Origin of the sequence: Veillonella sp. VA137 (genome assembly GCF_003992015.1) — a bacterium.
Classification (GTDB): Bacteria; Bacillota; Negativicutes; order Veillonellales; family Veillonellaceae; genus F0422.
In genome coordinates, this window is the sequence record NZ_RQVK01000002.1 from 26907 (window position 1) to 39800 (window position 12894).

Annotated in this window: 11 protein-coding genes; 9 read left to right on the forward strand and 2 right to left on the reverse strand. The window is 36.9% G+C overall.

What is annotated here, in order from left to right; all coding sequences use genetic code 11:
• Positions 1-52 precede the first annotated feature (52 nt).
• The 4 genes from EO116_RS01305 to EO116_RS01320 all read left to right on the forward strand — a co-directional run bounded on the left by EO116_RS01305 (position 53) and on the right by EO116_RS01320 (position 3302).
• On the forward strand, positions 53-565 hold the full coding sequence (locus EO116_RS01305; protein ID WP_127160315.1) for a hypothetical protein: 513 nt from the start codon (positions 53-55) through the stop codon (positions 563-565).
• 143 nt (positions 566-708) lie between these two features.
• On the forward strand, positions 709-1143 hold the full coding sequence (locus EO116_RS01310) for a DNA/RNA non-specific endonuclease (RefSeq protein ID WP_127160316.1): 435 nt from the start codon (positions 709-711) through the stop codon (positions 1141-1143).
• A gap of 4 nt (positions 1144-1147) precedes the next feature.
• Positions 1148-2698, forward strand: coding sequence for an immunity protein YezG family protein (locus EO116_RS01315; RefSeq protein ID WP_164726027.1), 1551 nt, complete (start codon positions 1148-1150; stop codon positions 2696-2698).
• A gap of 103 nt (positions 2699-2801) precedes the next feature.
• The gene (locus tag EO116_RS01320; RefSeq protein ID WP_127160318.1) at positions 2802-3302 is read left to right on the forward strand and encodes a hypothetical protein; all 501 of its coding nucleotides are present in this window, start codon (positions 2802-2804) and stop codon (positions 3300-3302) included.
• 216 nt (positions 3303-3518) lie between these two features.
• Here EO116_RS01320 and EO116_RS01325 read toward each other — a convergent pair whose 3' ends face one another.
• The gene (locus EO116_RS01325; protein ID WP_164726028.1) at positions 3519-4394 is read right to left on the reverse strand and encodes a LysR family transcriptional regulator; all 876 of its coding nucleotides are present in this window, start codon (positions 4392-4394) and stop codon (positions 3519-3521) included.
• 143 nt (positions 4395-4537) lie between these two features.
• Between EO116_RS01325 and EO116_RS01330 the strand changes: the two genes are divergently transcribed.
• From EO116_RS01330 to EO116_RS01345, 4 genes are all read left to right on the forward strand, one after another.
• Positions 4538-6472 (forward strand): aconitate hydratase, encoded by a 1935-nt coding sequence (locus tag EO116_RS01330; protein WP_127160320.1) that lies wholly within the window; start codon positions 4538-4540, stop codon positions 6470-6472.
• Positions 6473-6546: 74 nt separating this feature from the next.
• A complete protein-coding gene (locus EO116_RS01335) occupies positions 6547-7716 on the forward strand; it encodes a 2-methylaconitate cis-trans isomerase PrpF family protein (RefSeq protein ID WP_240629090.1) in 1170 nt (389 codons plus the stop codon).
• A 222-nt stretch (positions 7717-7938) separates the two neighbouring features.
• Positions 7939-8664, forward strand: coding sequence for a gamma-glutamyl-gamma-aminobutyrate hydrolase family protein (locus tag EO116_RS01340; protein ID WP_127160321.1), 726 nt, complete (start codon positions 7939-7941; stop codon positions 8662-8664).
• 1 nt (position 8665) lies between these two features.
• Positions 8666-9991 carry an APC family permease gene (locus EO116_RS01345; protein WP_127160322.1) on the forward strand — a complete coding sequence of 442 codons (1326 nt, stop codon included), beginning with the start codon at positions 8666-8668 and terminating at the stop codon, positions 9989-9991.
• A 46-nt stretch (positions 9992-10037) separates the two neighbouring features.
• Here EO116_RS01345 and EO116_RS01350 read toward each other — a convergent pair whose 3' ends face one another.
• Entirely contained in the window at positions 10038-10937 is a 900-nt protein-coding gene (locus EO116_RS01350; RefSeq protein WP_127160323.1) for a LysR family transcriptional regulator, read from the reverse strand.
• A 331-nt stretch (positions 10938-11268) separates the two neighbouring features.
• Here EO116_RS01350 and EO116_RS01355 point away from each other — a divergent pair, with 331 nt between their 5' ends.
• The gene (locus EO116_RS01355; protein ID WP_127160324.1) at positions 11269-12657 is read left to right on the forward strand and encodes a cation:dicarboxylate symporter family transporter; all 1389 of its coding nucleotides are present in this window, start codon (positions 11269-11271) and stop codon (positions 12655-12657) included.
• Positions 12658-12894: the final 237 nt, after the last annotated feature.

Sequence of the window (12894 nt, forward strand, 5' to 3'; positions counted from 1 at the left end):
AATTATGTCTTTAATGGGTACATTTTATCTATATATCAATATTCATCGGTATATGACTACAAAAACTTTTTTTCGATATGAAATAACCTATCTTTATGAATTGAGAGATTACTTTAATAATCTAACTATAGAAAATGATATGTATACGTATATTGTAAAAGGTGATAATTTATATACTTATGGATTATCAGGATATACAAAAATAAAATTGGGATTAGATATACATATTATTAAAATCTTAAATGGTGAATATGAAAAAAATTATATTACTGATGTAGAAGGAAGAGGCTCATTTTATTCGAGTATTGAGGAATTAAGATATGGGTATTTAGATGATATTACTCTTTTAACAAATTTTGAAGATATAGATGATGAAGATATAAATACCTTTTATTTGTTGTATAAAAGAAGACCAGATATTGAAGTCTTTTTATCTTCTATAGAAAAATCTCGTTTCTCCTATAAAGATGGAAAAAAAGTAGCACAAGGTCTTCGGGAATTAAATGATTCCTTAATTAAAGAATATATGAAGAGGAATGGAGAAATAAACGATATCTCTAAATAATAGTGAAAATCTAGATATTATGTAGAAATTCATGAGTATCTTCTAAACAATCTACTACTGAAACAGCAAGCTCTACTACAAACACAACAAACTTAGCTGATAGTCCAGATGTTTATCGGAATGGTGAGCAATATAAACCGGGAGTGAAAACAAGAGAATTAAAAGAGAATATTGTATATGAGAGCAAAGGGTATTATTACCAAACGGATGAATTGGGTCGTATAAAGGCTGCCCAAGGTGATTTGCGATTAGAAGATGGTGTACGAAATAACGGAGATCAATTAAAAGCAGGTTATGAAGACCGATTACCAAACGACCATGGTGGACATCTGATAGCTAAAATCTTTGGAGGATCAGGAGAGTTAGATAATCTAGTTGCTATGGATAAGATTGTGAACACTGTAGAATATAGAGAATTAGAAAGGGTTTGGTATAAAAGATTAAATGAAGGTAAAAAAGTAGAAGTTACAATTGATGTTAAATACGAAGAAGTTAATAAGCGACCAACGGGATTTGATGTTATATATAAAGTAGATGACAATCCTGAGGTTATTCAGTTTCTTCCTAATGGAGGATGAATATATGTTTGTAAAAGAAATGAAAGATGAAGTAGCAATTAAGTTGACTGACTTACTAAAAGCTAGATTAAATATTTTGTTACAAGATAATTGGGAAAGTTTAGTTTTTTTTGGACAGTGCTGGAGGTCAAGTTTAGCACCAAGATACATAATTACTTTTGAGGATGGAACATATATCATGGAGGGAGAGCTATTTTGTTTTTCCTCTGAACGTATTGGAGATAGGTCATTTTTTAATATATTAGTGGATAATTTTCTCAAAGTATATAAGTTTAAGAATAAGGATAATGTGCACACTCTTAATATACTGAATATTGAGATTGGAAAAAATGGAGATTCTAGATATACATATAGCGAAGATTTGTATGGTAACTATGAATATCCACATACACCGTATATTTTATGGTCATATGTAGAGGTAGGAAATACAAAGGGATTTATAAGGGAGGAGGAAATAGAAGCAGAAAAGTATATTGATAAGTACAGTTTACAACCTAAGAGGACATTACAACGTAGAATAAAGACTCTTAAAATATCTGCTTTACTAGAGAACTTACTTTATAAACAAATTATGTATATTAATGGGTATTTGCCTACTAAAACTAGAAAGATATACTTTCATTTAGATGTGCTAGATAAAAAATGGAAACTTAGTCTTTACATTAATACTGCAGATAATAAATGGATAAGAATTAGAAACATACAATCTACTTATAATAGATGTATATATCAAGAGTTAATTGTCACATTAAAAGGTTGTATTGATGAAATTGATGAATTACATCGCATTTGCAGTAAAAAATATACAGCTATAGACTATGTCTACGATATTTCCACAGGCGAACTCTCGTATGTATATGACAATATAACAGAAGATAATTTTACTGACGAATTGGCCTTAGTAAATGCTTGGGAAGAACGGTATTTTTCCAAAGATGGGGAACCACTGCTTACGCATGCAGTAGCACCTCATGAGGGATGTATCACAGGGACTATGCACATAGATATGTCTCAGTTTATTGAAGAGGAGGAAGAAGAAATGGTTAGTGTAGATCCAGCTATAGAATTTACAGGGGAAGATATTCACGAGTTGATTCCACAATATCTTCAAAATAGTTACGATATTTTGTATTCTATCTTGCCAGGTACATATCATCGGGTATACCTATATGTAGAGAATGATGGAACAGTATGCCGTCAACTAGGGTATATCATTGTCGACGGTGAATACCTTACTTTTGAGGAGATGATAGACCATAAGGTGGTTTCTAAGGCTACTTATGATGCTACGATGGAACAACTAGCGCTGTGGTCGAATTACATGCGAAATGCATTTATTGCATGTCATCTTGAACCGTGGACGGTGTTCTCCTATATGTTAGATGAAGAACTGCATATTTCCAATAACTTTGGTTATGATGTATTAGCGGATCAATCTTATGACAATGAACTCTTTGACCTATGGTCTTATGAAAAATTAGGAATTAAGAGTCCTAACTTACCTGAGGATAAGATAACAACTATTGTACCAGAGAATGAATATACAAAATTTTAATAAGAAGGAAAATGGGATTGATAGTGAATAAAGTAAGTCCATCTTTTAAGTATAGTATACAGATTAATACAGTGGTGTATCGATAAAAAAGGAAGGTATAGATATGATTGGATATATTAAGAAATATGGTGTAGAAATTATTTTAATACTTGCCTATATAGGCATTATGTCATTAGTGACAATAGTAATGTATACACCAGATAACCCTCCATCCTTAAATGTTAAAAAAAATACGATAACTGGAAAATATGTAGCTGTCATGGAATCTGGAAATTATTCAAGAGTGATAGACCCTTATGTGAAGGCACAGTATTTTACTAGAAGTTTTCAATATACGTACGGATCAATTGGATTTATGAGTCAATTCGTATTTAATGGCGATACTACCGTGGTATTAAATAAAAGTATGACAGATGAGGAAAAAGAAAAGCTAATCCAATTCCTAAAGGATATACGGAAGGATAAAGAATTAGGTCATCCTAGAATTTCTATTATTGAAGAAAAAGATTTGGATGAACGTAAGTATGAAATTATGAAAAAATTAGAAATGGAGGCACGAGAGAAGCCATTAGAAAATCGTTCCGAGAGATATAATAGATTGTGATGTGAAGGAGTCTAGGATTGACAGCACATAAAATATTTGTAGGTCTCTTTACTAGCGATGATCTACGGTGGAAGCATGTAGTACATAGGAATAGCCAACAGATTACAGAATTAGTGTAAGGTCTTACACATAAGACAAGGAATTCTTATGCTGGCATTTATTTTTAAGTAAAATAATAGAGGAACGTTGAGTGTTAGATATCAACGTTCCTCTATTTTAGTCTATATTATTTTTTATATACGAAATAAATGTTTGAACAGCTCTACGTTGTAGTGCATTTGCTTGATAATAAAGCTTTGTTTCTCGCAATAGAGGTGTACCATCTTCCCATAGTAAAGGTTCAAAGGTAAATTCATCAGAGAACCTTCCCAATCCTGTTTCTGGGAGAACAGACCATCCTAAATTTTTTCTGATGAATTGTCGACATGTAGCCATGGTATCAACTTTTATACTATCGTTGGGAGGGACTTGGTAATGCTGTTTCCACCATTTATCGATGATAGTATATAAATCATGGGCTGTTGCATATCGTATAAATGGCAAAGTTAAGATGTCTTCTCTGGGCATAGGTTTAGAAGGTAAGGATGTATTGGTTACTAAACCAATGCGATCTGTGTGAATTAACAATGATTCACTATCAATGGATTGAGGGCCGCGAATAATGGCGACATCTACCTCATTAGATTGAAATAATTGAGCAATTTTAGAACTAATACCAGTATAAACCTCTAACTTTACCTTTGGATAGGCTCGGGTAAATCCTGATAAAATATCAGGTAACATATAATTGGCATAGATGCTAGAGACGCCAAGCCGTAATGTCCCCGTTATTTCTTCACTATAATTGGATAGAGTGTTTTCAAATTCACGTTTTCTATGTAGCATATCTAAGGCATAGTGATAATATAATTCCCCTGTTTCTGTTAAGGTAACACCACGAGATGTACGTATAAATAAAGGTTTATTGAACTGTTTTTCTAGTTGCTGTAGACGATACGATAACGCAGGCTGAGAGATATATAAACGATTGGCTGCCTTTGTCATATTTCCTTCTTCTGCAATAGCAATAAAAAAATGCCAATCTTTTTCCATAGTTTCCCTCCTTTTATAAAAATATTTTATCATATAAGATAAATGTAATCTATTTTATTTATTTCCTCACAACATATATACTTAAACTATAAGAGCCTTCAAGTAAGGTAAAACCGTAGTTAGTCATAAGTAGGAGGACTAAGATGGCAGGAAAAAGTTTAATCTATAAAATATTAGAAACTCATTTAGTAGAGGGAACACTGGTTGCAGGTGAAGATATTGCAATCAGCATTGACCAAACTTTAACACAAGATGCCACAGGGACTATGGCATATTTAGAATTTGAATCTTTAGGGTTAGACAGAGTAAAGACCCTATCTGTATCCTATGTAGATCATAATACATTACAAGATGGATTTGAAAATGCAGATGATCATAAATATTTACAAGATGTAGCAAGTAAATATGGTATTTATTATTCGAAAGCAGGTAATGGGATTTGCCATCAAGTACATTTAGAACGATTCGCTAGGCCAGGTCAAACCTTAGTAGGTGCAGATAGTCATACTCCAACTGCTGGAGGTTTAGGGATGTTTGCTGTCGGTGTTGGGGGTATGGACGTGGCAGCATCTATGGCAGGAAAGCCATTCCATTTAACTTGTCCTAAAGTTACTAATATAAAATTAAATGGGCGTTTACAACCTTGGTGTGCAGCAAAAGATATCGTGCTAAAAGTATTAAGTATTTTAACCACTAAAGGAAATGTTGGAACAGCCATCGAGTATACAGGTGAAGGTGTGGCATCTTTAACAGTACCAGAGAGAGCAACCATCACGAATATGGGTGCAGAAATGGGAATTACTACATCGATTTTCCCAAGTGATGCAAAAACAAAAGAGTTTTTACGCGCTCAAGGTCGTGAAGATGTATGGGTAGAATTACAGACAGATGAAGATGCACAGTATGATGAAGTCATTGAAATTGATCTAAATACATTAGTGCCTATGATTGCATGTCCACACTCTCCAGATAATGTAAAAACAGTAGCAGAATTAAAAGATGTTGTAGTAGACCAAGTACTAGTAGGAAGCTGCACCAATTCCAGTTATCGAGACTTAATGATGGTGGCATCTATGTTGAAAGGACGTAAAATTCATCCAGATGTGAGTTTTGGGGTAGCTCCTGGATCCAAGCAAGCATTAGCTATGATTACAAAAAATGGAGCCTTAGCAGATATCATTGCTTCTGGAGCACGTCTGTTTGAAAGTGCTTGTGGATTCTGTGTAGGTTGCGGACAAGCGCCACGAACAAAGTCTATTTCTTTGCGTACGAATAACCGTAACTATGAAGGTCGTAGTGGTACCAAAGATGCCTTAGTGCATTTAGTTTCAGTAGAAACAGCGGTAGCCTCTGCTTTAACGGGAACGATTACGGATCCTCGTGAAATAGGCTTAGAAGTACCAACAATTGAGCTTCCTGAGGTGTATGAAATTGATGATTCCTTGATTGTTGCACCAAAATGCGATGTAAACCAATCTATTTTACGAGGTCCTAATATTGGAGAGCCTCCTAGCAATATTGCCTTACCAGAAACAATTTCTGCTAAAGTGACGATTAAAGTAGAAGATAAAATTACAACAGATCATATTATGCCAGCTGGACCATATTTGAAATTTAGATCCAATGTACCTAAATATAGTCAATATGTATTCAGCCCTGTAAAACCAGATTTTGCAGAAGAATGTAAAGAAAATGTTGAGCATGGATACTATAATGTGATTGTAGCTCGTGAAAGTTATGGACAAGGATCTTCTCGTGAACATGCCGCACTTTGCCCAATGTATTTAGGAGTAAAAGCAGTGATTGCAAAATCTATTGAACGGATTCATATGGATAATCTTGTTAACTTTGGTATTTTGCCTTTATTATTTGAAAATGATGCAGATTATGAGAGTATTCAAGAAGGTGATGAATTATTCTATCATTGTGATGATGCTTCCTTTGCAGCTGGTGTATTTACCGTAGAAAATAAAACAAAATCTACGACCTACACATTAAGAACACCATTAAATGAACGACAATTAGAAATTGTTCGAGCAGGAGGTAAATTGAACTTCTTGCGTAATGGTGGACAATAATTAGGAATAATAGTTAATAGATACAGTAGGAGATGGCACAGTGGAGACTGTGTCATCCTCTATATGCGAGGTATATGATGAAAGATTATATGAAATTACCCGTATTATATATGCGTGGCGGAACTAGTAAAGGAGCTTATTTATATGCTCCAGACTTGCCAACAGATCCAACAGAACGAGATGCAATGATCCTATCCCTCTATGGGAGTCCAGATGTACGACAAATTGATGGGATTGGAGGAGCAGACCCTTTAACGAGTAAACTGGCTATTGTGGGACCTGCTTCGGTGGAAGGATGTGATGTAGACTATACATTTGCTTACGTAGGTATCGATACGGCAGTTGTCGATTATGAAGGTAATTGTGGTAACATTTCATCTGGAGTTGGCATTTTTGCTATGTTGCGTGGTTTGGTGGAACCAGTAGAGCCAATAACTGTAGTTCGCATACATAATACGAATACCCATAAAATCATAGAAGCGCATATACCTGTACAAGATGGATTACCAGTGGTAACAGGGGACTTTGCCATCGATGGAGTTCCTGGTACAGGGGCACAAATTATGCTCTACTTTCAATCCCCTAGTGGGGCTAAAACGGGGAAATTACTGCCAACGGGGAATGCGCGAGATACCATCACTTTGGAAGTGGGAAATGCGCATACAGCGAAGAATAATCATAGGATAGACGTAAGTTTTGTGGACTCTGCCACACCGGGTGTATTTGTGAAAGCAAAAGATTTAGGATATACAGGAACAGAAATGCCAAGTGATATCGAAGCAGATGCAGAGGGTCTATTAGATATATTAGAGGATATTCGTAGGACTGCCGCTGTCAGAATGGGATTAGCTACATCAAAAGAAAGCGCTAGTCCAGCCATTCCAAAGGTATGTATGGTGGGTACTGCTTCTACGTATACCGATATACAGGGTCGTGTGATTGAAGGTGCCTCCATAGATATAGTAGCACGCACAAAAGCATTACAAGTGATTCATAAGGCCTATGCAGTCACTGGCGGTATTGCTACTGCAACAGCAGCACTTATTCCAGGGACGATTGTCAATGATGTAGTCAGTGAAGCAGCTAAGTGTACAAAAACAGTAACATTAGGTCACCCAAGTGGGACTTTCACATTTAATATTGATATAGATACAGAGAGTTTATGTGTTACCAAAGCAGGGGTAGCAAGAACTGCTCGCCCGATTATGGATGGCATTGCCTATGTTAAGGTTGGTACATACTAATAGAATATAGTAGAAACAAGTTATTGTAACAGATATAACCTGATATATGGAGGAAAGCCCATCTATAGTATGGACTTTCCTCTAATTTTATTTTTGTAGTATGGCGGGAATCAAAAAAATATCTATTTTTGTGAATAGATGTATGTACACCTTGTAATGAAGGATAAATTATTTTATTATATAGCTATATATACTCTGTATTTTTAAGGAGAGGTGTTACTTATGAAACAACCATTAATCGGTATCTCAGGTTCTCATATGATTGACCAAGGCGGTCCATTTCCGGGATATAAACGATCCTATGTGAATGATGATTATGTGCAGTCTGTATTAGAAGCAGGCGGCATTCCTGTGATTATTCCATTCCAAGAAGATGAAGCAACATTGAAAGCATTGGTAGAACGATTAGATGGTCTCATTCTTTCAGGTGGTCATGACATTGCCCCACAATTTTATGGAGAAGAGCCAGAGCGTGGATTAGGTGCTATATGGCCAGAACGCGATATCTTTGATATGCGTTTATTAGCTTTCGCAAAAGAATGCAAGCTTCCTATCATGGGGATTTGCCGTGGACATCAAATTATCAACGTTGCTCATAAAGGATCCTTATATCAAGACTTACCTGCCTTTGCTACGATTAAGCATTCGCAAAACCAAACAGCAGGATTGCCAACGCACTCTATGGTGATTGAAAAGGATTCTAAACTATTTGGTATCTTAGACTCTGAAACAGTGATGGTTAACTCTCATCACCACCAAATTGTGAAAGAAGTAGGAGAAGGCTTGCGTGTAGTAGGCCGTGCTAAAGATACTGTAGTAGAAGCTATGGAAGGCACAGACTACCCATACCTACGTACGTACCAATTCCATCCGGAAATGATGCGTCATACAGAGTTGAATGCAGCGATTTTCAAAGACTTTGTAGAGGCAGCTAAGAAAGAGGCCTAATATGGAACAAAAAGATAGTAAATTTGGCTTTTGGAGTATCGTTCTCCTCGGCATTAACGCTATTGTAGGAACAGGGATTTTCTTATTGCCGAATAAAGCATATGCTCTTATGGGGCCAGCGAGTTTAGGGGTGCTGTTATTTGATGCATTCCTTGCCATTTGTATTGCCTTATGCTTTGCTGAAGTAGCGGGATTCTTCACTCGTAATGGAGGACCCTATTTATACGCAAAGCATTCCTTAGGTGACTTTTGGGGATTTGAAGTAGGTGTTCTTAAATGGATTGTTGTGCTCATCGCTTGGGCAGTTATGGCAGTAGGATTTGCGACAGCCTTGGGGGCAGCCATTCCGGCGCTATCTGGGGATTTTATGAAAGATGTCATCGCCACGATCATCATCGTCTTATTAACGGTGATTAATATTATTGGCGTTAATATGACTAAAATTCTGAATAATTTGATTACCGTATCTAAATTAGTGCCTTTATTTGCATTCATTGTCATCGGGTTGTTTGCCATTAATGGAACAAACTTTACACCGTTTGTACCAGATTTTGTGGAACTTTCAGATGGAGGCGTATCGGGAGCATTCGCAGCCACTGCGATATTGCTATTCTTTGCGTATACCGGATTTGAAGCCATTGCAGTAGCCGCAGAAGATATGGAAAATCCTAAAAAGAATTTGCCTCGTGCCATCATTACGGTCATGATCATCGTATCTGTGTTATATATGTTGGTATTGGCAGTATGTATCGGTATTATGGGTGATAGCCTTGCTAATGATAAAGCACCATTGCAAACGGCATTTGGTCAAATTATGGGACCATGGGGCATGTACTTCGTGCTAGCCGGTACGTTGTTATCTATGGGTGGTATTAACATTGCTCAGTCATTCCTAGGACCTCGTATTGCAACGTCTCTGGCAGAAGATGGTATGTTACCAAGTATCCTAGCCAAACGTACTAGTTGGGGCACGCCAGTTGTAGCATGTATTGTGACAGGTGTATTTAGCTTATTACTAGCATGGAGCGGTAGCTTTGTTCAATTGGCAGCCATCAGCGCCGTATCTCGGTTTACGCAGTATTTACCAACTTGTGTTTCTGTCATTATTTTCCGTAAAAAATGGGCTCATAAAGAGCGTCCGTACAAAATTCCAGGAGGTATTATTATACCTGTGATTGCCATCATTACATCTCTTTGGATGTTGGCACAAGCAAAACCAAATCAATTGATTTGGGGTCTTGGTGGTTGTATTATTATCTTGCCACTGTATTTCTTATATCTAAATAAGAAAAAACGAGGCTTAATCAAAGAAACAGAAGAATTATAATTGGATATGAAAAAAGGGTCCTTCGGGACCCTTTTGTATTACTATATTATTCTCCACCAGAATGTGCTTTATAGAACTCTAAAAACTGTTGTGCCACCATGGACAAAGGTTGTCCTTTGATGGTGATAAAGGCTTTATAGAATGTATTTGTTAGCTCTGAAAGTCTAATGCGTGTCATATCTGGATGGGATACGGTTTCCTGTCCGTCCATTGGGATAATCGCTATGGTACGCCCAGATTGAGCCCATTCAATAGCGGAGCTCTTCGTAGTCGTTACAGAAATGACATTAAGAGAAGAGAAGTCGTTGTGGTGAGCTTGCATGAGCATACGTACAGAACCACCAGATAAGCTGAGAGGACATTTGGAAATATCTTTCCAAGAAATACTTTCCAAGTCACGGTCTGTCCAAAATAAATCTTTTCGGAACAGCGCATATAAGTCCTCTGTTTGCGTGTAGAGAACATCAAATTTGTTGGTATCTACCATTTGCTCATTGCATAGACCAATTTCAGCGCTACCATTTAATAAGGATTCCGTTACATCTGTCATTAATCCTTCATAAATTTCATAACGCACTACAGGGTATTGGCGGGAAAAGAAATGCAAATATTGCTGAATTAAGGCGGTAGACCTTGAGGCAGAAGAGGCAATGCGTAAGGTGCCTTCTACTTCAGAACTAAGACGTTTTACATCAGCGTAGGTAGACTCTTCAATGGAACACAATTGCTGTGCTTTTTCATAGAAAATACGGCCAGCTTCGGTCAGATGAAAACTAGCTCCACGTTGACCGCGTTTGATGACTAATAGGGGGGTACCAAATTCTGCTTCTAAGTACTTGAGTTGCTTACTTAAAGCTGGTTGTGTAATATGCAGTATCTCTGCTGCTTGCGTCATATTCCCCGTTTGTACTAAGATGATAAAATTATAATAGTAAGATGTATCCATGGTATCCTCCTAAACATACGTAGTCAGATGTCATGTTAGTTCGTTTCTATTCATGGGCGCACATCATCGTACAATAGATCTCTTATTGTTAACCTTTACTATTCTATTGTACTATAAATTTTATAATTCGTCTTCTATATTTATTGGTTAATGGTATTAAATTATAGTATTTTTCATGCTTATAACTCATGAATATAACCCTATATAATATGTAGGATATAGACAAAGGTATATTGAGAATGATATAATAAAGCGTATTGTTGCCTGTATAGTACAGGGACGTAAAAGTAAATTGGACTATAGTTTAGTCTGGAAAGGAAGGAGAATTTGTATGGATATGCCATTTTTTACACAATTTCTCATGATTAGCGATCCTATGACGATAGGTATACTCGTGTTATTCGTTATCGCCTTAGGATATGTGTATTTTCTTCAGAAAAGAAATATTCACTTCGGTACATTAGTAATGGTTGCCACTGGAGTAGGTGCTGTACTAGGGGTTGCGGTGCAACTGATTGCAGGATTCCCTAACAATCCGATGGATGTGGTATTCATCAAGGAAAGCACGAAGTGGTTCTCTCTTATCGGGGGAGGATTCATTGATTTAATTCGTATGCTCGTTATTCCTGTGGTATTTATTTCCATTGTTCATGTTATCTTACATATGGATACGAATGCGAACTTAAAGCGTCTTGTATCCTCCACAGGTGTGGTAGCCTTAGTCATGGTTGGTATTGCTGCTATCGTAGGCTTAGTGCTAGGTACAGTAACTGGATTAGGGGAAGGTACCTTAGCAGTGGCTGGTGATTCCAAAATGCGTGAAGTAAAACCAGTAGTAGACACATTGCGTGCCTTGATTCCTTCCAATCCTGTGAATGCTATGGCGCAAACGAATGTTATTGCTATTGTAGTATTCGGCGTTATCATCGGCGGTATTGCTAGACTGGTTAAACAACATGGTGCCAGTGATTTAGAAGTGATGACAAAACTATTTGATGAAGCCTATACCGTGATTTTCTGGGTAGCTGATTTCATCATTGGTTTGATGCCATATGGTGTTGTTGCATTGTTGGCTACTACATTAGCGCAAAAAGGCTTTGGCGCTATTGCTGATATGGCATTGTTCATCATCTTGATCTATGTAGGCGTAGTGATTATGTTACTTGTACAAGCCGTATTATTAACAGTATTCGGTGTGAGCCCTATTATGTACTTCCGTAAAGCAAAAGAGGCATTAATCTTAGCTTTCACATCTCGTTCTAGTATGGGTGTGTTACCATTGACGGTAGAAACATTGACTAAAAAATTAGGTGTTAATCCTGCCACTGCGAATACAGTAGCAAGTTTTGGTACCACAGCAGGTATGCAAGGTTGTGCAGGTATCTTCCCAGCGTTATGTATCATCTATATTGCTCGAGTATCTGGTGTGCCATTAGACTTTACAATGTATGTAATGAGCGTTATCGTTATCGCTTTAGGCTCCTTGGGAATTGCTGGTGTACCTGGTACAGCGACGATGGCAGCCTCTGTTTCCTTGTCTGGTACTGGTATGGGTGCTTTCTTCGGCTCCATTTCTCCAATTTTAGCAGTAGATCCTATCGTTGATATGGGACGTACAATGTTAAATGTAAGTGGTTCTATGACAAATGCTATCGTAGTAGATCGGTTGCAAGGAACTTTCGACCAAGAAGCATTTAACGACACAAAAACAATTCGATAAGGTATAAGTAATGTATTAGATGCATCATGTATCTATGATGAAAGTATTAAAAGATATACGGCTGCAACCTACAGATATAGGGTAGGTTGCAGCTTTTTTCTATCATAGAGTTGAAGAAAATAGGCTATTCCTTGAGTGTGCCATGACAGATGTAAAATAAGGACCTCTATCGGGGAATAGAGGTCCTTATTTGTGTGGGGTATATGTTGATATAGGGAAGGGAATATAAAAGAATAT